At 42.7% G+C, this 22,691-nt stretch carries 15 protein-coding genes; 11 read left to right on the top strand and 4 right to left on the bottom strand.

Features of this window, described 5'->3' with window-relative positions; genetic code table 11:
• The first annotated feature begins 6 nt into the window (after positions 1-6).
• The 5 genes from dnaE to QP420_RS03330 all read left to right on the top strand — a co-directional run bounded on the left by dnaE (position 7) and on the right by QP420_RS03330 (position 8,727).
• A complete protein-coding gene (gene dnaE / locus QP420_RS03310) occupies positions 7-3,558 on the top strand; it encodes a DNA polymerase III subunit alpha (RefSeq protein WP_060787321.1) in 3,552 nt (1,183 codons plus the stop codon).
• Positions 3,559-3,644: 86 nt separating this feature from the next.
• Positions 3,645-4,337, top strand: coding sequence for a hypothetical protein (locus QP420_RS03315; RefSeq protein ID WP_481616528.1), 693 nt, complete (start codon positions 3,645-3,647; stop codon positions 4,335-4,337).
• 157 nt (positions 4,338-4,494) lie between these two features.
• The gene (gene glnA, locus QP420_RS03320; RefSeq protein ID WP_415689104.1) at positions 4,495-5,832 is read left to right on the top strand and encodes a type I glutamate--ammonia ligase; all 1,338 of its coding nucleotides are present in this window, start codon (positions 4,495-4,497) and stop codon (positions 5,830-5,832) included.
• Positions 5,833-6,238: 406 nt separating this feature from the next.
• On the top strand, positions 6,239-7,195 hold the full coding sequence (locus QP420_RS03325; RefSeq protein WP_032813541.1) for a nucleoside hydrolase: 957 nt from the start codon (positions 6,239-6,241) through the stop codon (positions 7,193-7,195).
• A gap of 128 nt (positions 7,196-7,323) precedes the next feature.
• Complete coding sequence (locus QP420_RS03330; protein ID WP_481616529.1) at positions 7,324-8,727, top strand: MFS transporter; 1,404 nt, start codon at positions 7,324-7,326, stop codon at positions 8,725-8,727.
• 97 nt (positions 8,728-8,824) lie between these two features.
• Here the strand turns inward: QP420_RS03330 and hrpA are convergent, their stop codons facing one another.
• Both hrpA and QP420_RS03340 read right to left on the bottom strand, forming a co-directional pair.
• On the bottom strand, positions 8,825-12,880 hold the full coding sequence (hrpA, locus tag QP420_RS03335) for an ATP-dependent RNA helicase HrpA (RefSeq protein WP_415689108.1): 4,056 nt from the start codon (positions 12,878-12,880) through the stop codon (positions 8,825-8,827).
• Positions 12,881-12,938: 58 nt separating this feature from the next.
• Positions 12,939-13,640: a class I SAM-dependent methyltransferase gene (locus QP420_RS03340; RefSeq protein WP_415695310.1), complete on the bottom strand. Its 702-nt coding sequence runs from the start codon at positions 13,638-13,640 to the stop codon at positions 12,939-12,941.
• 120 nt (positions 13,641-13,760) lie between these two features.
• On the opposite strand from QP420_RS03340, the gene hflX reads away from it, so the two are divergent.
• The 6 genes from hflX (at position 13,761) to QP420_RS03370 (ending at position 19,752) form a co-directional block, all read left to right on the top strand.
• The gene (gene hflX, locus QP420_RS03345) at positions 13,761-15,275 is read left to right on the top strand and encodes a GTPase HflX (RefSeq protein ID WP_481616530.1); all 1,515 of its coding nucleotides are present in this window, start codon (positions 13,761-13,763) and stop codon (positions 15,273-15,275) included.
• 131 nt (positions 15,276-15,406) lie between these two features.
• The gene (locus QP420_RS03350; protein WP_060787327.1) at positions 15,407-16,369 is read left to right on the top strand and encodes an L-lactate dehydrogenase; all 963 of its coding nucleotides are present in this window, start codon (positions 15,407-15,409) and stop codon (positions 16,367-16,369) included.
• 159 nt (positions 16,370-16,528) lie between these two features.
• Positions 16,529-17,875: a SufS family cysteine desulfurase gene (locus tag QP420_RS03355; RefSeq protein WP_481616531.1), complete on the top strand. Its 1,347-nt coding sequence runs from the start codon at positions 16,529-16,531 to the stop codon at positions 17,873-17,875.
• Between the two features lie 27 nt (positions 17,876-17,902).
• Positions 17,903-18,559, top strand: a complete 657-nt coding sequence (gene sufU, locus QP420_RS03360; protein WP_481616532.1) for a Fe-S cluster assembly sulfur transfer protein SufU — start codon at positions 17,903-17,905, stop codon at positions 18,557-18,559.
• Between the two features lie 52 nt (positions 18,560-18,611).
• Positions 18,612-19,058: a metal-sulfur cluster assembly factor gene (locus tag QP420_RS03365; protein ID WP_481616533.1), complete on the top strand. Its 447-nt coding sequence runs from the start codon at positions 18,612-18,614 to the stop codon at positions 19,056-19,058.
• Between the two features lie 13 nt (positions 19,059-19,071).
• Positions 19,072-19,752 carry an HAD family hydrolase gene (locus QP420_RS03370; protein ID WP_481616534.1) on the top strand — a complete coding sequence of 227 codons (681 nt, stop codon included), beginning with the start codon at positions 19,072-19,074 and terminating at the stop codon, positions 19,750-19,752.
• Positions 19,753-19,757: 5 nt separating this feature from the next.
• Here QP420_RS03370 and QP420_RS03375 read toward each other — a convergent pair whose 3' ends face one another.
• Together QP420_RS03375 and QP420_RS03380 are read right to left on the bottom strand one after the other, a co-directional pair.
• On the bottom strand, positions 19,758-20,402 hold the full coding sequence (locus QP420_RS03375) for a DUF4125 family protein (protein WP_481616535.1): 645 nt from the start codon (positions 20,400-20,402) through the stop codon (positions 19,758-19,760).
• The gene (locus QP420_RS03380) at positions 20,402-22,474 is read right to left on the bottom strand and encodes a DUF4037 domain-containing protein (protein ID WP_481616536.1); all 2,073 of its coding nucleotides are present in this window, start codon (positions 22,472-22,474) and stop codon (positions 20,402-20,404) included. The genes QP420_RS03375 and QP420_RS03380 overlap by 1 nt, the downstream gene beginning before the upstream one ends.
• Positions 22,475-22,691: the final 217 nt, after the last annotated feature.

A 22,691-nucleotide genomic window follows, 5' to 3' on the forward strand; every position in this document is an offset into this window, starting at 1 on the left:
GCAACCATGACTAGGCCAGAAACAAACTTTGTACATTTGCACAATCACACGCATTATTCGCTTTTGGATGGTGCTTCAAAGATTCCAGACCTAGTTTCGCGCGCAAAAGAATTAGGCATGCCAGCTGTGGCAATTACGGATCATGGAAATATGCATGGCGCGTACGAGATGTGGAGTACGGCTGTAAAAGCTGGAATTAAGCCGATTATTGGAATTGAAGCATACGTTACTCCAGAAACAGCTAGACAAGATAAAAGCAAGGTTCATTGGGGAACCGAAGCACAAAGAAGCGATGATGTTTCTGGCGGTGGCTTAATTACGCATATGACAATGTGGGCCGAAAACGATGAAGGCCTAACAAATCTGCTTAAAGCGTCATCGGTTGCAAACTTAGAAGGTCGCGTAATGCGATACCCTCGAATGGATAAAGACGTACTTTCAACGTATTCTAAAGGGGTTATAGCGTCTTCTGGATGCCCGTCTGGTATTATTCAAACCCGTTTAAGATTGGGTCAGTTTAAAGAGGCTTTACGCGCTGCTGGAGAATTCCAAGATATTTTTGGGAAAGATAACTTCTTTATAGAGCTTATGAATCACGGGCTTTCGATTGAAACGCGCGTAACAAAAGACTTGCTTGAGATTGCAAAAAAGATTAATGCGCCTCTTCTTGCTACAAACGACTTGCACTACGTACACGAAGAAGATCGCGAAGCTCAAGACGCAATGCTTTGCATTAATTCTGGATCTCGTTTAGACGACCCAGATAGGTTTAAGTTTGACGGTTCTGGCTACTATTTAAAGTCTGCCGAGCAAATGCGCGAGCTTTTTAAGGAATTTCCCGAAGCTTGCGATAATACGCTTGAGATTGCGCGCCGTTGCAATGTTATGTTTGATGACGGCGAAGATGGCGCTTTTATGCCGCAATTTGACTGCCCTAAGGGGTGGGATGAGACTTCGCTGTTTCTTAAAAAGGTAGAAGAAGGCTTAGAGCGTAGGTATAACAACAACGTTCCTATGGATGTTTTAAAGCAAGCAGACTACGAGTGTGGCGTTATATGCCAAATGCAGTTTTGTGGTTACTTTTTAGTTGTTGCAGACTACATAAATTGGGCAAAAGAGCACGGCGTTATGGTGGGTCCTGGCCGAGGAAGCGCTGCAGGAGCAATGGTGGCGTATGCAATGGGAATTACCGAGCTTGACCCAATGAAGCATGGCCTGATTTTTGAACGATTCTTAAACCCAGAGCGTGTGTCTTTACCAGATATTGACGTTGACTTTGACCCAGAAGGTAGAGCCAAAGTTTTGGAATACGTTGGCGAAAAATATGGAAAAGACAAAGTAGCACAATGCGTGATTTATGGCACGATTAAAACAAAGCAGGCGCTTAAAGATGCCGCTAGAATAATGGGCTACGAGTTTGCTGTTGGAGAAAAAATAACAAAGATTTTGCCGCCTCCAAAAAACGGCAAAGATATGAGTTTCCACGATATTTTTGACGAAAAGTCAAAGAGATATGCGGAGGCTCGCGAGTTTCGCGAGATGTACGATAGTGACCCAGATACAAAGCGGATTACCGAAGAAGCAAAGGGCATTGAAGGCCTGATTCGCCAAACGGGTGTGCATGCTTGTGCAACAATCATGGGTTCGGAGCCTATTACAGATACTTCGCCGCTTTTGGAGCGCACCGATGGCACGATTACCACAACATTTGAGTATCACACTTGCGAAACGCTTGGCCTTGTTAAGATGGACTTTTTGGGTCTTTCTAACTTAACGGTTATTAGAGATACGCTTAAAAACGTTGAAAACAATGGAAAAGAGCCTATTGATTACACTAAAATTCCGCTTGACGATAAAGAAACATATCAGCTTCTTGCAAGAGGAGACACTTTAGGTGTTTTTCAGCTTGATTCCGACGGCATGCGTGCTCTTCTGCGTACTTTAAAGCCAGATAATTTTAACGATATTTCGGCTTTGATTGCGCTTTACAGACCAGGCCCTATGGATATGGATTCGCACACCAACTACGCTAAGCGTAAGAACGGTTTGCAAGAGATTACGCCTATTCATCCAGAGGTTGCGGAGCCGCTAAAAGATGTTCTTGGCGAAACATATGGTTTGATTGTGTACCAAGAGCAGGTGCAGTCTGCTGCGCGTATTCTAGCTGGATACAGCCTTGGTAAAGCAGATGTTCTGCGCCGAGCTATGGGCAAAAAGAAGCCAGAAGTGTTGGCTAAAGAGAAAATCCCGTTCTTTAAAGGCATGGAAGAACATGGTTATTCTAAAGATGCAGCTCAAGCAGTTTGGGATGTTTTAGTTCCATTTTCTGGATACGCGTTTAACAAGGCACACTCTGCTGCATACGGCTTAATCTCTTATTGGACCGCCTACTTAAAAACGCATTATCCTGTAGAGTTTATGGCTGCTTTGCTTCAAAATGAGCGTACAAATAAAGACAAGACAGCGCTCTATTTGGGTGAGGCAAGGCGCATGGGTATTCGCGTTTTGCAACCAGATATTAACGAGTCTGTTCTTGAATATTCTGCAGTTGGAGACGTTGTACGCTTTGGTCTTGGAGCTGTACGAAATGTTGGAGATAAGGCGGTTAACGATATTATTGCCGAGCGCAATAGCGAGCGTGGAAAGTTTATTGACTTTAAAGATTTTGTAAATCGCGTATCGTTTGAATCGTTAAATCGCAGACTTGTTGAATCGCTTATTAAATCTGGAGCTTTTGACTCAATTAGCCCTTGTAGGCGAGCCATTTTCGAAGTTTGCGGCCCGTTAATCGACTCTGTTTCTTCTATTAAACGAAAGCAGGCTGGCGGTCAGTTTGATCTTTTTGCCGATTTAGACGATTCAAATAATGACCTTGGAGATGCTCAAATCAACATTCCAGATGTTGAAGAGTGGGATAAAAAAACGAAGCTAAACTTTGAGCGAGAAATGCTTGGACTTTATGTTTCGGATCACCCGCTTAGTGGACTTTCTGCCGTTTTGGCTGGTCTTAGGGAAATGTCTATTGCGCAGCTTTTAAATCGCGCTAAGCAGATTGGCGAAAATCAGCCAGTAACTCTTGCAGGACTTGTTACTAGCGTTGATAGACGAGTTTCTAAAAAGGGCAATGCTTGGGCAATAGTAACCATTGAAGACATGGAAAGTTCCATACAATGCATGTTCTTTGGCAAGGTTTATGAGTCTTCTGCTGCAGATCTTGCTATTGATCAAGTTGTGCGAATTAGAGGTTTGGTAGAAGTTAGAGACGAAACTGTTTCTTTAAGAGCCACTGAGTTTGAAGTTCCAAATCTAGAAGCTCAAGACGCTCAGCCTGTTACTATTGTTTTGCCAGTTCAAGCGCTAGAAAAGTCGCGTATTAAGGAGCTTGAAAACATTGTTACAAGGCATCCTGGATGTTGCGAGGTAAATCTTGCATTGATTGATTCTAAGGGTTGTGCAAAAGTCTTATCTTTTGGAGATAGATTTAGAGTTAAGCGAGATACATCGCTTTTTGCAGAGCTAAAAATATTGTTTGGACCAGCTTGCTTGCCGAGCGCGTAAATTATTCTTAGAGTAATCTAAAGTGATTTTTAAGCGTTTTAAGAAGTAGTTTAAGCAGCGGCTTTTTGCGTTAGAAAGTGAAAGATATGTGTAAAGATAACAATGATTTGAATAAAAATATCAACGGCAATAGTAGCAACAACAAAAATGTTGATAATAATGGCGTTGATTCTAATGATTCTGCTCAGGTTCGCACGTCTTTTACCGATAAAGAGCTTGAAGACGCATTGCTTGGATTCGAAAAAGAGTTTAGCGAAGAGCAAAATCGCGATTCAATCGATGATGCTGTTAAAAAGATTGAGCAAGCAAGTTTTGAAGAAGATTTGGAAGGTTTGCTTGGAAAAAAGGCAAAGTGTGCGCTATTTTTAACGGTTGTAGAGCCAGGGGAGCTTCTTGCTGCTTTTTGTAAGATGGCTGGAATTAATGCTGATTGCTTTAGCGACGAAAATGGGGGAGTCGCAGTTTTACGTGATTTAGACGAAGATAATCCAGAAAAATCAGTTAAAAAATTTACCGATTATTTTCGAGGAATGCCAGCTGTGCTAATGGTAAATCGTGCTAATAAGATTGATGCAAAAGTTTATGAATATGAGCAAGACGTTCTAGACGCTGTTCCGCCTATGATTCTTGCAATGTCTGCCAGATGCGTTGAAGATCTTATGGTTTGCTATTCAAGCGTTAAAGATCTTAAAGAATCTGGGATTGAAGTTACAAGCACAGATGATTTAAGTGAAGATAAAGCTAAAGAGATTTTTTATAAATACGGCAAAAAAATGTGAGCAAGTTGTAATAAATTGCTAAATTAAAAATAAGTAAATTCATTGCGATATTGCTAAATAAAAGCAAAAAATAATGGATAATATAAATAATATAATCATTGCATTTTGCTTAAAATGCTAAAAAGTATAATCCTTAAGTATTGATTGGATTGTAGATATGGATAGACAGCAAGAGTTCGCTTTGCGTACGGTTGAAGAGCGTGATGTTCGTTTTATTCGACTATGGTTCACGGATGTTCTTGGAACTCTTAAATCGGTTGCAATTGCTCCAGCAGAGTTGGAGGCGGCTTTCGAAGAGGGAATTGGCTTTGATGGCTCTGCAATTGAAGGCATGACTCGAGTTTTAGAAGACGATATGATTGTTAAGCCAGACCCTTCTACATTCCAGATTTTGCCATGGCATGGAGGCCCAGAAGGTACGGCACGCATGTTTTGCGACGTTTTAACTCCAGACGGAGAGCCGTCTCTTGGAGACCCTCGTCACGTTCTTAAAACTGCGCTTGCAAAAGCTAAAGATAAGGGCTTTACTTTTTACGTTCATCCAGAAATTGAGTTTTATCTTTTTGAAGCACAAGATGATTGGTCTAAGGCTCCAGTGCCTATTGACGAAGGTGGCTATTTTGACCACGTTCCTAGAAGCTCGGCAATGGACTTTCGTCGCAGCGCTGTGAGCATGCTTGAGCAAATGGGAATTTCCGTAGAATATTCTCACCACGAAGGCGGCCCAGGTCAAAACGAGATTGATTTGCGTTATGCGGATGCTCTTACTACTGCAGATAACATTATGACTTTCCGCACTGTAGTTAAGGAGATTTCGCTTGAGCGCGGAATGTATGCAAGCTTTATGCCTAAGCCACTAACCGACCAGCCTGGTTCTGGTATGCACACTCATTTGAGTCTTTTTGAAGGCGATTCCAACGCTTTCTACGAAGCTGGGCAAGAGTTTAACATGTCGCTTATTGCTCGCCAATTTGCGGCTGGTATTTTGCATCATGCGGCTGAAATTTGTGCAGTAACAGATCAGTATGTTAATTCTTATAAGCGATTGTGGGGAGGCGCGGAGGCTCCTAGCTATGTTTGCTGGGGTCATAGCAACCGTTCTGCACTTTTGCGCGTTCCGCAATACAAGCCAGGCAAGGGTAATTCTTGCCGTATGGAGTTCCGTGCGTTGGATCCAGTTGCTAATCCTTATCTTGCTTACTCTGTGCTTTTGGCTGCTGGTTTAGATGGCATTGAAAAGCAGATGACTTTGTGCGATCCTACAAGCGATGATGTTTGGGAGCTTACGGATGCTGAGCGCCAGGCTATGGGTATTCAGCCTCTTCCAGAATCTTTGGACGAAGCTTTGAAGATTATGGAAAAGTCTGATTTTGTGGCTAGCGTTCTAGGCGAGCATGCATTTGAGTATTTCTTGCGCAACAAGCATCAGGAGTGGGAGGAATACCGCAGGCAGGTTACGCCTTACGAGCTAGAAAAGTATTTGCCTCGGCTTTAGTTTCGCATCTTTTGCAAAATGCGCGATATGCTGTTTGTGGCGTGTCGCGCATTTTATTTTATGTATTTCTTTGATTATTTTTTAACATTTTTTGCAAGATTTTTTCGATTTGTTATATTTGAATGTTTATGTTTGAATATGACTTTTTAAACATAATCTAAATGTTTGTTTATTTAACTTAACATTTGTTGATTATTAGAACATTTTGCAACAAAAATCGCAAATTATTGCAAAATAAAACAACAATTATGTGTAGGAAATTAATCAATTGTAATGTTGATTTTCAAAATTATGAGAATAAAATTTTTGAATGGTTACATTTGAATAATATCAAAGATATTCGTGCAACTCATGATTTACAGCAGACGTAAATCATGCCTAACACACACAAAGGAAGGTAACTCAAGTGAAGAAGCTTATTCTTGATCTTGATACTGGTGTTGACGATACTCTTGCTATATCTTATGCTCTTGGAAGCCCAGAGATGGAGTTGATTGGCATAACTGGCACGTATGGCAATGTTTTAATGGAGCAAGGTGTTCGTAACGCGCTTGCAATCACAGACTTACTTGGGCATCCCGAAGTAAAAGTTTATAAGGGACTTTCGCACGCAAGCAAAAAAGATTCTTTTGAAGTTCTTCCAATTTCTGCATTTATTCACGGAGATAACGGAATTGGCGATGTTGAGATTCCAGATTCTGCGCGCAAAGCAGAAGATGAATCAGCTGTTGATTTTATTATCGATTCTGTAAAGAAATATGGCAAGGACTTGGTGTATGTTCCAACAGGACCAATGACAAATATTGCTGCTGCGTTGAAGAAAGCTCCAGAAATCAAGGACGAAATCGGAAAGATTGTTCTTATGGGCGGAGCGCTTACCATTCATGGAAACGTAAACGCTTGGACCGAAGCGAATATATCTCAAGACCCAGATGCTGCAGATGTACTATTCCGCTCTGGTGCTCCAGTAACAATGATTGGTTTGGATGTTACTTTACAGACTTTGCTTACCTACAAGGAGACAAAGCAATGGCGTGATCTTGGCACCAAGGCTGGCAAGTTCCTTGCAGATATGACCGATTTTTACATTAAGGCATATGAGACAACGGCTCCACATCTTGGTGGATGCGGTCTTCACGACCCTCTTGCTGTTGCTGTAGCTGTGGACCCAACGCTTGTTACAACGCTGCCAATCAATATGCAGGTAGATGTTGAAGGCCCAACTCGTGGACGCACTATTGGAGACGTTACGCGCTTGAATGACCCTGTTAAGACCATGCAAGTTGCTGTTGGCGTTGATGTTCCACGATTCTTGAACGAGTTTATGACTCGTATTTCTGGCTTGGCAAAAATCGCAGGCTGAGTGCAGATTTTTACGCGTTTTAACTCCGCTTTTTGTTGCTCTGCGCGTCGTAAATCGCAACATTTTCCGCAATATACGACGTGTCTTAGCCAATCTAAAAACTAAAAATATTAATTGATTGGATTATTATGACTGAAATTGAAAAGTCCACAGCGTTAGATCCATACGAGGATCCAAAAACGCGTGATAAAGTGGCAATTTATTCGCTTATTTTGCTTTTGATTACATTTATTCTTGGAACTCTATGCCTTCAGGGTTTTAATTTGGTATTTGACCAGATTGGTAAAGCTGTTGGCGCTCCAAATCAGGCTTCGCTTATTACAAGCTTGCCGATTATTGTTTTAGGTATTGTTTGCTTTATTTACGGCTCTTTAGGCGATTTTGTTTCGCTTCGTAGGCTTATAACAATCGGCCTTGTAACACTGTTTGTTGGATCCCTATTTGGCTTTATTGCAAACTTCTTCTTTACTCCAAACTTGTGGACTGTTATTATTGCGCGTATTTTGCAAACCGCTGGCGAGCAGGTTGCAGGTTCTTCATTCCTTGTTATTGCAACTAAGTATTTGCGCAACGATTTAAAGGTTATTTTCTTTGGACTCTTTACTGCAGCTTACCAGCTTTCTGCATCCATTGGCGTTTTTGCTGCTGGTGCTCTTAGCTCTATTGCTTGGCAGTATTTGTTCTTAATTCCTGCAATCACCATTTTGTTCTTGCCGGTTCTTGTTAAGTGCTTGCCTACAAAGAATGGTATTGGTGGAAAGATTGATAAGCTTGGCTTTACCGTGTTTGGCGTTGCCGTTGCATTGCTAACTTTGTTCTTCTCTTACAAGGCTTGGGGCTTGCTGCTTGGTTCCATCGTTCTGTTTATTGTGTTTGCTGTGTACATTGTAAAGGCAAAGAACCCGTTTGTAACGCCTGCGTTCTTTAAGAATAAGCGTTGGCTTTCGGGTATTATTTTGATCTTTATATTCTACTTTACTAACTACTGCATGCCTCCAATCTACAATGTTATTGGTGGAGCTTTGTACCATATGAGTACTGAGGCAGTTTCTTCCTACCTTGTGTGGGCATTTGTTGTTGCCGCTGTGATTGGAACCTGCTCTGGAACAATTATCGGTTTCATTGGACGTAAAGCTGGCATTATTATAGCTGCTGTTCTTATGATTCTTGGATGGGTTGGAGCTGCCGTATTCATCAATTGCGGATTCCTTGTTCTAACCTTGTGCGCATGCATTTACTACGCTGGTTGCGGACTTATGTATTCGCCAATAGTTTCAACGGTTCTTAGCGCATTGCCTGTTGAAGAATCGGGTCGTGGCTGCGGTATGAACGATTTGGTTATGAACGTAACCGCATCAATCGGTATCTCTATTTTCAGCGGTTTCTTTGGAGGCAATCTGTTTAAGGGATTCTCGTTTGCAAACATTAGTGGATTAGCAGCTGGATATTCCAACCTTATTATGATGGGTGCAGTTGTTGCATTTATTGGACTAGTGGTTTACCTAGTTCGTAGCGTAATGGTTAAGGAATAATTGCTGTTTTGCTAGTGGCCATTAACCAGTAGTCGTGTTTTGCGGCTCGGTTAGTGGCCATTTTTGTATTGTTTTGTATTGTTTTGCTTGTGTGCTATCAAATTTTTTTCATGCGTTGAATACTAATTGGGTATGCGGTTCCAAGCTCTTGTGCCCAAAGAGAAACATAAAATTCTTCGCACATCCACTTTAGTTTTTGCGCTTTTTCTTGAGCTTCGTCTCTATTTGGACCTGCAGGCAAGCTGCAAGCCGTTTTTTGAGCTTCTATTACAATTTGATGAGCCTCGCTTGCTTGCCAAGCCCATTGAACATCTCTGTTTTTATCTACTTTAGCTTTATTGAGTCGAATCAAATCCGCGTGTAAATAGCGGTCGATTGAACTAAGTGCATTAGAATCTGCATTCGCAATAAAACCAGTGAAAACAAGCGAAGATGCGTGTTCTCTAATTGATTGAAGAACGCTTAGCATAGGCAAATCGGCTCTGCCGCTAACGGCGGATTCAACTTGAGCATATCGTTTTAAAATAGCAATCACACTGTGTGCAATGCTATAAACTGTATCTTCGTAAACTTCGGCAACGTTTGCCACAGCTTCTTTAAGCTCAACGTCATTAGTTATCTTGCTAGTATCTGGTATAAGGCGCTTAACGGCAGCCATTTGCAAATCTTGAGCCAAATCTTTAGAAGACTTATAAGGTGCAGATGCAAGTATTAGAGCTTCGGATCCTAGCCATCTAGATGTAATTCGCTTATCGTCTAACTTAAGCATATTAAGAGCGCCCTGCCAAACCATTTGGCACCTAGAAATATTAGTTGCACCCGACTTGTGTAATAAATCTGCTCGTTCAACAACATTTCCAGCTGCTGCAGCTTTAACTGCTTTACGGTTAACAACACTTAGCGCACAGTCTTGTGCATCTTTAGCGAATCGTTTTTGCAGGTTTTCTAGTGACTTATCTGTTCCTAAAACAGTAGGCTTGATTCTTTTGTGGTTTTGCTTATTGGCATTGTTTGGGTTAGTTTTCTTTTGCTCAACACTAAAAGTTACTCGCAGATAAGGCGATAATCGCTGCAGCTGTTCTTCGCTTAAAACCTGCGGATGGATTTGTGCTCCAACAACGCTAATCGCAGCTTTAGTAAAGACTTCGCTAAAGTCTTGCCAGTTAAAGTCTTCTTGCGGATTTTCGCTTATTCCCGGAAGAAAATCGTAGTTTTCGTCAATCCACTCACGTATTTTTTGCGCGGTATCTGGAGCAGGAACAAATTGCACACGTAAAGTTTTAGGGAGCGACTTAATCATGCCAATAATAAGCTCGTCTAATAATCCTGGAACGTTCCACGTAAACTCTTGCGGCTTTAATCGCAAAAGCGTATGTAGCGGAACATGCACAGTTACGCCGTCTAAAGGATTATTTGGATCGTAAATGTAGCTTAAACGCAAATTAATTTTCTGGCCGTCTGTTCCAATCGTATGCCAAGTATCTGGGTAGTCTGCTAAATCAGTGTCATTTGTATATTGCAGGCGCTCAACAGAATCTGCGTTAAAATCAAGAAAATGCGGGTCTTTAAGCCGGTAATTTTTCCACCATTTAGCCAAATCCGCAATAGTGGTAGCTTCTTGAGGCAGTTTATTATCGTAGAAAGTAAATAAATCCTCGTCGTTTACGGTTTCGCTTGCCTGCCTAGTACGGTTTGTTTGATTGTCGGCATCGTCTAAAACGTTAATATTTGAGGAGATAAAATCGTTGTATGGAAAACGCTGTTGAACGTTTCCTTCTACAAGACCTTGGCGAATCATAATAATACGAGATTCATAAGGGTTGATTTTAGACCACTGAACAGTGCGATTTTGCACAATTGGCAGGCCGTACAAAAGAACCTTCGATTGGGCGATTGCACAGCCTTTGCTTGCGCTCCAATGAGCATCTGAATAGTTTACGCGAGTAAGATTCTTAGCCAAAGGCTCTGCCCAAGCTGGGTCGATTTGCGCGCAATATCTAGCCCAAAGCCTAGAAGTTTCAACAAGCTGCGCGCACATAATCCAAGAAGGCGTGGACTTAGAAACAGCGGAAGCGGGGAAAATCGCAAATCGTGTGCTTCTAGCGCCCTGATAATCGTTTTTTGCCATTTTTTGAGCGCGTTTAATTGCGCGAATCTTGGCTGTTCCGCGAAGACCTGCAAAATCCGAAGCTTTAGGCTCGCGAATAACTTGCATTCCAATCATAGAAAGCAAGCCCGAAAGCATAGAAGAATGGATTCCCTGGTAATCCCACGTGCAGCAAAGGCTATGAGCCGCCTGCTGATTGTTTGGCAATTGGCGAATCTCTAGCGGTGCGCGTTTAACAGGCAGCGGTTCGCCAACGTTATAATCAAGCTCTTTGCATAAATCTTTAAGCTGATTAACTAAATCTTTCCACTGTTTTAGGCGTAAAAAGTGGAAAAATTCCGATTTGCAAAGTCGCCTTAGGGCGTTGTTGCTGATTTCGCCGTCTGCCTGGAATATGCAATCCCAAATATTTAAAGCGGTTAAAAAGTCGCTTAACTCGTCTGAGTATCGATTGTGGAGCCTATCTGCTTCTTCTCGGTTGTCTTCTGGGCGCTCGCGTGGGTCTTGTAAGCTCAAAAATGCAACAATAACAAGAATTGCAGCCAAAGTATTTGGTGTAGTATTGCGTGCGGCCTCAATAATCATGCGTCCAAGGCGAATGTCGATTGGAATACGGCTAAGCTCGCGTCCAATACGAGTTAGGCTTATAACTCCAGATTTTCGCGTAATTGCGCCAAGTTCGCTAAGTTCGTTAAAGCCGTCGCTAACAGCCTTAATGTCTGGAGGGTCAATAAAACCAAAGTTTGTTATGTCTTCGCCAGTTTTAGCAACTCCAACAGAAAGCATGTGTAAAATAACTGATCCCAGTGAAGTGCGAAGAATCTCTGGGTCGGTAAAGCGAGGGCGAGTCTCGTAATCTTCTCTAGAGTATAGGCGAATAGCAATGCCATCTGCGATTCGCCCACAACGACCAGAGCGCTGATCTGCGCTTGCTTGAGAAATAGGTTCTATAGGAAGGCGCTGAACTTTAGCAGACTTGGAATAGCGCGAAATTCTGGCAAAACCAGGGTCCACAACGTAGCGAATTCCAGGAACCGTAAGAGAAGTTTCTGCAACATTAGTGGCTATTACAATGCGCTGATGCGTGTGATGTTCAAAAACGCGATGCTGGTCTTTAGAAGAAAGACGTGCAAAAAGCGGAACAATCTCAATGGCATCACTGCGACTCATGTTGCTTGCACGCGCGCCAAAATAGGAGCGCAATGCGGATTCAAACTCGCGAATATCGCGCTCGCCAGAAGCAAAAACCATAATATCTCGCGCGCCTTGAGTGTGGCTGGAATGAATCACAAGCTGAGCGCATGCGCGAGTTACAGCCGAAGCAATGTCTTCGTCGCAAATATCGCCGCTTTCCGAAAGATTTTGGCTTTGTGCCACGCTTTCATCATCCATAGAAATATCGGCAAAACCTGGAACGTGCTTCATAAGTGAAGGTGCGCTTCCAAGAGGCTCGTAAAGTATTCGCACGGGGTACGTTCGCCCAGAAACCTCTATAACAGGAACTTTAATATGCAAAGCTTGTTCAAAATGGTCTTTAAACTTTGCGGAGTCAATTGTTGCAGAAGTAATAATTAGCTTTAAGTCTTTGCGCTTTGGCAAAAGAGTTGTTAAATATCCAAGCAAAAAATCAATGTTTAGGCTGCGTTCGTGAGCTTCGTCAATAATAATCGTGTCGTATCTAGTAAGAAGTGGATCGCGCTGAATTTGTGCAAGTAGAATACCGTCTGTAACAATGCGAAGTTTTGTTTTAGATGAGCTTTCGTCGTTAAAACGCACCTGGTAGCCGATTTCTTCGCCAAGCTTAACGCCCATTTCGCTTGCGATTCTCTCGGCAACTGTGCGTGCAGCAAGTCGGCGAGGCTGAGTGTGAACAATCTGTTTTCCACGCCCTCCTCTTCCAAGCTCCAAAGCCATTTTTGGTATTTGAGTAGTTTTTCCAGAACCAGTTTGACCAGATACGATTACAACTTGCGACTCTTTAATAGCCTCAATAATCTGATTGTGGGCAGCGCTTATTGGCAGCTCACTAGGGTAGTCAAAGTTCATGGTTTAATCCTGCTAAATCCTGCTAAATCTTGCTAAATCTTGCTAAATCCTTATAAATCTATTTTCTTAAGACTTCTATAATTCTGTATCCTTTAGAACTTGCGTATTTTTCCACGCTAAAATCTTCCCCAAGATTTTTAGAAAGCCAAGGGATTAGCGAGTCGGAACCAAGATTTTTTTGAACAACCAAATACGCAGCTCCTCCAACTTTTAAGCGAGGAAGCCAGGTGAGCAAAATATTGTGCAAAACATCTTTTCCAACGCGAATTGGCGGATTAGACCAAATAAGATCAATGTTTTTAGATGAATCTTCTTTTAACGCATCTTCTACAAGATAGGTGTGAATGTTGTTTAATCCAGCATTTTTAGCATTTAACTTAGTAAGTTCCAATGCGCGTTCGTTAACGTCTACAGAATAAATTTGTGCATTAGGGGATTCAAATCCTAGAGCCAAGCTAATTGCACCCCAGCCGCAGCCAATGTCGAAGAAACGCCCATTTTCTGGGGGTTGTGGCGCGTGTTTAAGCAAAACTGCGGTTCCTAAATCTAGTCTAGAAGCGCTAAACACGCCGTTAGACACCTGTACGTCAAAATTGCGCCCGCGCAAATCAACGTGCAAAGTTCGTCTTGAGTCTAAAGAATTTGGGTTAGCAGAAAAATACTGTTCTCCGCCAGTCTTAGCTTTTTTAGCGATTTTATTTGTTTTAGGAGCTTTGTTATTACTCGTATTTTGGGTTTTGTTGTAAGTGTTAATGGCCATTTTGTTGTTGATTTAAAAATTATGTCTTCTAGAATCACAATAATAAAACAAACGTTGTAAATCGTATATTAACAACGTATTTAGCGTGACGGTTAAAACAAAACAGCAAAGGGCGTAAATTTGGTAGACACTCTAGAAAACAGTGATTTAGCAAGTGGTTTTAATATGCCTGATCATAAAGATGAGCATAACAACGTTCTTTCAGGACATTCCGAAGTACTACTAGACACTGCAAATGCTGATTTAAGTGCGCAAATCCACGACGAAGCTTGGCAAGAGCGCGAATCAAGAAATGCGCTAAAACGAGTTGCGGGTCTTGGCGAGCTGCAAGATGTAACAGAGGTTGAATACAGAAAGCTAAGGCTGGAACGCGTTGTTTTAGTAGGCGTATGGTCTAGCGCTCGCGGAACTTTAAGCCAGGCAGAAGAATCTCTTAGAGAATTGGCGGCGCTTGCAAAAACAGCTGGAGCTGTAGTGTGTGACGGCATGTTGCAGCAAAGATACAGGCCAGATGCAGCAACGTATGTTGGTTCTGGAAAAGCGCGTGAACTTGCAGCGGTTGTGGCACAAAATGATGCGGATACTATTGTTGTAGATGACGATCTTCCACCAAGCCAGAGAAGAGCTTTAGAAGACGCCACTAAAGTCAAAGTTGTAGACAGAACGGCTGTTATTCTAGACATTTTTGCTCAGCATGCAACAAGTAGGGAAGGAAAGGCGCAAGTCGAGCTTGCTCAGCTTCAATACATGCTTCCGCGACTTAGAGGTTGGGGTGCTGCTCTTTCTAGGCAGGCTGGAGGTCGCGCTGCTGGAGACGCTGGAATCGGCTCTAGAGGCCCAGGTGAAACAAAAATCGAGATGGATAGGCGCGCAATTAGGAATCGAATTTCAAAATTGCGTCACGACATTGCGTTAATGGCACCAACTCGCGAAACAAAACGTGGATCTAGGCGCCGTCAAGATATTCCAACCGTTGCAGTAGTTGGGTATACAAACGCTGGAAAATCTTCGATTATAAATAGACTTACTGGCTCTAAGGAGCTTGTAGAAAACGCGCTTTTTGCCACTTTGGATACTGCTGTTCGAAAGTCTTTAACTAAAGATGGGCGCACGTACACGCTTGTAGACACGGTCGGTTTTGTGCGAAGGCTGCCAACTCAGCTTGTAGAAGCGTTTAAGTCAACTTTGGAAGAGGTTGGACAGGCAGACGTTATTTTGCATGTTGTTGACGGTTCTCACCCAGACCCAGTATCTCAGATTGAAGCAGTAAACGAGGTTTTGGCTCAGATTGATGGTGTAGAAGACATTGCGCAGATTATTGCGTTTAATAAGTCGGACGTTATGCAAGAGCCAATGCGTTTGCGTTTGCAATCTTTGTACCCCGATTCTTTAATTGTGTCTGCTGCAAGTGGCGAAAATATTGAGCGACTAAAAACGCGTATGGAAAATTTGTTACCTTCCCCACATGTTCATGTTAAAGTCACTCTTCCTTACAGTGATTATTCGGGATCTCTGCTATCTAAAGTTAGGGAAAATGGCATTGTAAATTCGGCGGAATACAAGGATTCTGGAGTGTATTTAGATGCTCTTGTTAACGATTCTTTAGCGGCAAAACTTATGCAAATTGCGGTTTAAGCAAAATTCCGTAGGTGTGATTAAAGTAAAAGCTGTTCATGCATATATCTCTATTGTGAGAGCAGCCCTTGTATTTTGAGTTATTTATTTAGCTAGAGGGTTGACTCTGTTTTTGGAAAAGGGGTTTTCTAATGGTGAATTCTCAGGTTAAGCCAACAAAGCTTGCGATTATTGGTGCTGGTGCAGTAGGTTCTACGCTTGCGTTTGCTGCTGCTCAGCGCGGTGTTGCTCGTGAAATTGTGCTTGAGGATATCGCTAAGGAACGTGTTGAGGCAGAAGTTCTAGACATGCAGCACGGTTCCAGCTTCTATCCAGCTGTTTCTATTGCTGGTTCCGACGACGTTGAAATCTGCCGCGATGCGGATATGGTTGTTATTACTGCTGGCGCTCGTCAAAAGCCTGGCCAGACTCGTTTGGAGCTTGCAGGCGCAACTATCAACATTATGAAGTCGATTATTCCTAACGTTGTTAAGGTTGCTCCAAATGCAATTTACATGCTGATTACAAATCCTGTTGACGTTGTTACGCATGTTTCTATGAAGCTTTCTGGTCTTCCTGCTAATCAGATGTTTGGATCGGGTACAAACCTTGATTCTGCACGTTTGCGCTTCCTTATTGCTCAGCACACTGGTGTAAATGTTAAGAACGTTCACGCCTATATTGCTGGCGAACATGGCGATTCCGAAGTTCCACTTTGGGCTTCTGCAACTATTGGTGGCGTTCCAATGTGCGAATGGAATGCTCTTCCAGGCCACGAGCCATTGGACGAAGCTAAGCGCGAAGAAATCCATCAAGAAGTTAAGAACGCAGCTTACAAGATTATTAACGGTAAAGGCGCTACAAACTACGCTATTGCAATGTCTGGTGTAGATATTGTTGAGGCTGTTCTTCGCGACACCAACCGCATTTTGCCAGTGTCTTCTTTGCTTGACGACTTCCATGGAATCTCGGACGTTTGCATGTCGGTTCCAACTTTGTTGAACCGCAACGGTGTTAACTCTCGTCTAAACACTCCAGTTTCGGATCGTGAGCTTGCTGCTTTGAAGCGTTCTGCAGAGACTCTTCGTCAGGCTGCAGCGCAATTTGGATTCTAATATTAGCTTTATGCTTTATGTTTTATGCTTTTAGGCTTTTATGCTTGGCTGTTCGTAAAGCGCTAATTATTAAGATTTAAGTCTTGAAAGTCGCTCCTTCAATCTTTGTTTTGGGGGAGCGGCTTTTAAGTTATAAATTTGCTTAAAAGGGGATTTTGAATGTTTAATCATAAAAATCTTAAAACAGATAATGCGTTAATGTGCGATTTTGAAGATTTGCGCTCTCAATTTCCCATTTTAAGCCGCAAAGTACATTCAAAACCCTTGATTTACTTGGATTCTGCAGCAACTTCCCAAAAGCCGCAAGTTGTGATTAACGCCGAAAGCGAGTTTTATAAAACGATTAATGCTGGCGTGCATAGAGGAGCGCACGAGTTGGCAGCGCTTAGCACAGTTGCTTTTGAAGAAGCGCGTGCAAAAGTTGCAAAGCTGGTTGGTGCTTGTAGCAAAGAAGGCAGCGAAGAGATTGTTGTTACACCTGGGGCTACAGGAGCGCTGAATCTTCTCGCCACTTCTATTGGAAATGCAACGATTAACGCTAGGCTAAATCGCCCTGGTTTTACGGAAGATAACTTAACTTTGAGTCATAATTTTGTGATTAATAAGGGAGACAATATTGTTGTTTCTAGGGCAGATCATCATTCCGTTTTGTTGCCATTCCAAGAGCTTGCGATTCGCTCAGGCGCGGAGCTTCGCTGGATTGATGTAACTGAAGATGGCCGCGTGCGAGCGGACGCGGATTATCTAAGCACTGTTATTGATGAGCGCACTAGAATCGTTGCTGTTACGCATATTAGCAACGTTACGGGCGCAATCACAGATGTTTCGCCAATTTGCAAGCGTGCGCACCAAGTTGGGGCGATTTTTGTTCTTGACGCGTGCCAGTCTGTTCCACATATTCCTGTTGATTTTCACGCTCTAGACGTTGATTTTGCAGCGTTTAGTGCGCATAAAATGTACGGTCCTACGGGTGTTGGATTCTTGTATGGCCGCCGCAATCTTTTAGATGCACTTCCGCCAGCCAATTTTGGAGGATCTATGGTGGAGCTTGCATGGCTTAACAAGCCGGCACAATACATGGATGCGCCTTACCGTTTTGAGGCAGGGACTCAGCCGGTTGCACAAATGGTTGCGGCAGGAGTTGCTGCGGATTGGCTGCGCGAGTTAAATATGGAAAAAGTTGCAGAACACGAGAAGTGCATTGCAGCTAAATTACTGGAATTACAAGATATTCCAGGCGTTCGCGTTCTTGGCCCGCTCGATTTAAACAATCGCATTGGCACAGTTTCTTTTGAAGTTGAAGGCGTGCATCCGCACGACGTTGGCCAGTTTTTGGATGCGCAAGGAATCGCGATTCGCGTTGGGCATCATTGCGCTCAGCCGATTCATCGCCATTTTGGCGTGTATGCTTCCAATCGCGCATCTGTTGGTGTTTATAACACAATCGAAGAAGCTAGCGTGCTTGTGGAAGCCGTTTCCCGCGTTCGCGCATATTTTGGCGCATAGTCTAATATTTTAAAGCAAGGAGTGCGTATGTTCGATATGAGTTTTGATGATGGTAGTGGCTTAGAAAGCATGTATCAAGAAGTGATTCTGGATGCTGCTAGAAATCCGCATGGAAAAACGCATTTTTTGAGCACAGAGAGTCTTTTAAAAGCAGAAATGCAGGAAGAGCGTGAAGAAAAAGCTGATGCGGCTACGGAAAAGTCGCAAGCAGCCGATGAGTTAAAAAACGATTCTAATATAACAATTACAAATCATCACGAAAATTGTGCTGTAGAAGCTAATAAAGACTACGCATTCGGCGAATCTCATCAATTTAACCCAACTTGCGGAGATGAGGTTACAATGCATGTTGAACTCGCTAAAAACGTTGATAATTCAAGCAATGCGCTTGTTAAAAGCATTAAGTGGGATGGCCACGGTTGCTCGATTTCTCAAGCGAGTCTTTCGATTATGGTTGATTTGGTTGAGGGAAAAACTGTTGCGGATGCCTTGCGATTGGCCGCTCTTTTCCACAAGCTTATGGAATCTAGGGGAGCGGGGTTAAAAAGCGAGCAAGACGAGGATGATTTGGAAGATGCAATGGTTTTTCAAGGCGTTTCTAAATATCCAATGCGAATCAAGTGCGCGTTGCTTGCGTGGGAAGGCTTAAAAGACGGTATTGCAAAGGCTATTGAGGCTTTATAAAATCGTATGAGGCTTTATAAATCGCAGTGTAACACCAAAAATAAGGAACAAGATGGCAGAAAATCAAGCAGAATCAACTCTTAGCGCAAACAATATTGGGCGCGTAAGCGAGGAAGATATTCAAGAGGCTTTGCACAATGTTTTAGACCCAGAGCTTGGTATTGATGTTGTTGATTTGGGCTTGGTTTATGGGATTGAGATTGATGAGCTTGGTCGCGCGATTCTTACAATGACGCTTACAACGCCTGCTTGCCCGCTTACGGATTTGATTGAAGACGAGTGTGCGAGTGCGCTGGTGGGGCTTGTAGACGAATTTAGAATTGATTGGACTTGGAAGCCGCGTTGGAGTGTTGAAAATATTACGGAAGATGGGCGCGCGCAGCTTGAGGCGCTTGGGTATAATTTGAACAATTTGCCTGCTAGCTTTGGCGCTGGTGTTTCTGGTGCTGGCGCTTCTGGAATGTCGTCCTATGCTGGCGGAATTTCTCCAACCGAATAATTTAGGATTTTTAATGATTTATGCAGAAGATTTTTCGCCTAATCGCAATGATTTTAAGAATAGTGATGATTGCAAGAATAGTGATGGCTGCTGCGATTTGTGTGCGCAAAAAATTGTTGAAAACAGCATAACGGATGTTGTTTTTGACTTGCATCTTCTTGTTGATTGGGATGCGCGGCGCACGTTGGAATTGGATTATCCAGATTATATTGGCGAAGTTCTGTTTAGCTACGAGCCAGAATGGGGTTTTGAGTTTCATGAGGCTTTGCGAGAGGCGGCATGGAGCAGCCAGCGCGCGCTGGAATCGTTTAGCGAGCATCACGGTCCTGCTGTAACTTGGCTTTATCGCCTGTATTTTAAGAATTTTTCACGCGGATTTTTAGGGGAGCGATCGCGTTTTGCCTCTGTTGCTCGCGATTTGATTGCAAAAGGTGTGCGCGTTTGGGCGTTGGGAAATGCTTCGCAAGAGTGGATTGATTGCGCGCGAGCAACTTGCCCAATACTTGGCGAGATAAATGGCGTTAGTGCATCTTGCGAATCGCATTTGCGCAAGCCGAATATTATGATTTATCGAGATTTTTTGCACAAAAATGGTTTGAACGCAAGTTCTACTGTTTTTGTTGAATCGGATTTGCGTAGCTTAAAAACTGTGCAAAGAATTGGCTGTGCATCTGCAAAATTATTCACACTGTAGTTACATCAACATTTGTCGGCGGATTCAAGCGAATCGTAGCCATACATGTGCACAGTATTTTCAATAATCATTTGCGTAAGATTTAGATTTTTTGCCGTCAAATCTTCTATAAAAGCCTTATATTTAGCAAAAGTATCGTTAGAATACGTGCTTAATTCTCCTCGCAAATACGTTTCAAAAGACGTATTTTCTGCTGTATCTTCGCTTGTTTTTAGAACGCGCATTGCAAGACCTAAATGAGGGTAGCGATTGCGAAAATCGTCCGCCCATTTAACTTGCGTTAAAATAATCTTCTCTTGCTCGCTTTTTCTAGGCTCTAAAATTGGCTTAATATAAGGCTTAATCGTGCGCTCAAAAATTTCAGGAGCAGTAGACTCCATCATTCTTGCATATTTTTCTGTTATCAAATTACCGCCATCGCTATTTGCGCGCTCAAGATCTTTTTTATAAGACTCTTGCAAATCGCGCGGCCAAGTTAAAAATTGGCTCATTCGCATAATGTGGAATGTTGGCCAGTTTCCTTGACAGTTCGCGCGTCCGCCTTCGTTTTGCGTAAGCTGGAATTGCTGCCATTCTAGTTTTGTAATCTCTTCGGCAAGCTTTTGCGTTTTTGGATTTTGTGTTTTCGAATTTGATAATGAATTGCACATCATAAGCTCCTTAAGCACGTAGCGCGCGAATTAATATGCGCTTCAACATACGGGCGCTGCCATTCCAAAAAAGTTTCATTGCAATCGCTTAAGCCTTGATATTTAAGCTCTTCCACTACTTCGTTGCACACGTTTTGAATAATCTCGTTTATTTTAGATTCGGCTTCGCTGCTTCCTTTTGTGCCTTCGCCAAATCCGATTCCGCCAAAGCACGCCGCACTACTTAGTCGCATAAGCGATTCAAGTTGATTTGCTACGCCAGAAAGCCTAGACGCCATTCGCGCGCTTAGCTTGCGAAGTGCTGCAAATTGCCATTTGTAATATGGCAAGTATCCTGCGCTTATTGGGTTATTTAGCAAAAATACGATTGAAGCGGTTGCGCGCACAAACTCGTTTATAGAAAGCCACGCTGCAGCTCCGTCTTTTCGCGCTAGCATTCGTGGAACGTTGTATTGACCTGCTTGAGCCATCATGCCAAGCCTTCTGGAGATTAGCGAGATTCGCACATCGTCTGGCATGAGTTTAAAACTTTGACGCGTTTTGCTAAATTCTCCAAGTGGGTCTGCAAAAATTTGGCCGTTCGTAGCTGCAGCAAGTGTTGGCTCGCTTAGCGAAAGCCATAAATGCGGCTCGTCTTGGCTTGGAGCAGTAGCAAATCCCGTTATGTTTTCAAAAAATTCGCTTATGCTAAATACTCCGACTCGCTTGCTGCCTTCGCATGATTTAGCGCGCGGAGTTTCTTCGCGAGAGCCAAAACCAGCGAATTCTTGCGGCAAATCGTTGTAAGCTGCTTGCAAACACTCGCCAATTTTCGCATAGTCTTCATCTGTAAGCCATAAGCAGAATCCTGGTCCAAAATCGTGGTCGCGTGAAATCTCGTCGTCAAATCCGTAGCATTCCGATCCGTGGCCCGCTAATCCTGCAGCTATGCGGTTTTTGTAGTCTTTAAATTTTGGTAATTCAAGCAGCGGCTTTCCGTAGGTTTGCCAATATTCTTTTGCAAGTTGCATGCCGTTTTTTATTTTTGGATTATTTTCTGCTTTTATATTTTTGTTTGATTGTGTAGTTTTATTTGACTCTGGCTGTGCTTGTGTGGTTGCTTGCGATTTTTCCGCAGCACACTGAATCGCATCCGCCACGCCGCCAGTCGTAAATTTTTCTGCTGCCTTCTGCGCTTGCCGCAAATTTTCCAGCGTAATCGCATACGACTCGCTATCTTCCCCGTAGCATTGTGCAATCAAATCAAGTGCTTCTTTGTAGCTTTGTGCCGCGCTAGTGTAGTTTTCCATTGCGTATTGAACTTGCGCAAAACCTGCCAAAGCGGATGCATAATGCGGCTGATTCTGGTTGCCGCCAGCTTTATAAATGTCTATGCTTTTTTGCGCATGACTAAAAGCAAGATTTACTAGGGAAGGGTAGCTATTTTGCGCCTCTTGCTCCTCTTGTGCTTCCTGCGTTTCCTGTACTTCCCGCGCTTCTTGTACTTCCCGCGCTTCCTGCAAAATCGCCAACGCAATATTTGTGTGAGTTGCTGCTACGTCAATATCGGTAGAAGTGTTTAAACTCGTTTCTTCCAAGATTTCAAGCGCCTTTTTAAGCTGCTCAACAGCCTTTGCAGTGCTTCCTGTTTCGCTGTAAAGCATTGAAAGATTGTTGTGAAGTGCTGCCAATTTGCGATTTTTAGGTCCAAGCGTTTTGGCGGCTTCTTTTAACGCCTGATTGTAAATGTTTTTTGCGCGTTCATAATCGCCAGCTGCGCGAAGGCTTGTAGCAGCGTTAATCAGCGTCGTTGTGCCTGCTTCGCTGCCTGCTAAATCCATCTTTTTTGCCAAATCTAGCGCATTATCAATGATTGGCTTGTTTTTTGTGTGTTCTCCTCTAGACCTATAAAATCCCATCAACTCATTTAATACAGATAGTTGCAATGCTTGAGCGTTTGATTCTTGCGATTTGCCATATGCGCAATTTGCTTCGTGCAGCGCATCCATCAAGTATTTTTCGATTTCGTGTGCGTTTGCGTGGCTTGCAAACATATTGTCAAGCTCTTTATATAATTGAACAACGTCTAACATTTAAGCCACCCTGCTTCTTGCGATTAAATTCTGTTTTATTCACTACTTAATCATAGCGAATTATTTGTTTATAAGAGTGTTGCAACGTGCGTGATTCTTGTTTTATTTTTTAAAGATTTGTAATAATTTACATTAACTATTTTTGTTTAAGGTTAGTTTTTTATAAAAAATAGTTGTTTTTTAGTGTATTTTACATTTTTTATTCCATTTTTTTTTT

This window comes from Bifidobacterium sp. UMB1197, assembly GCF_030217745.1.
Lineage (GTDB): Bacteria > Actinomycetota > Actinomycetes > Actinomycetales > Bifidobacteriaceae > Bifidobacterium > Bifidobacterium vaginale_B.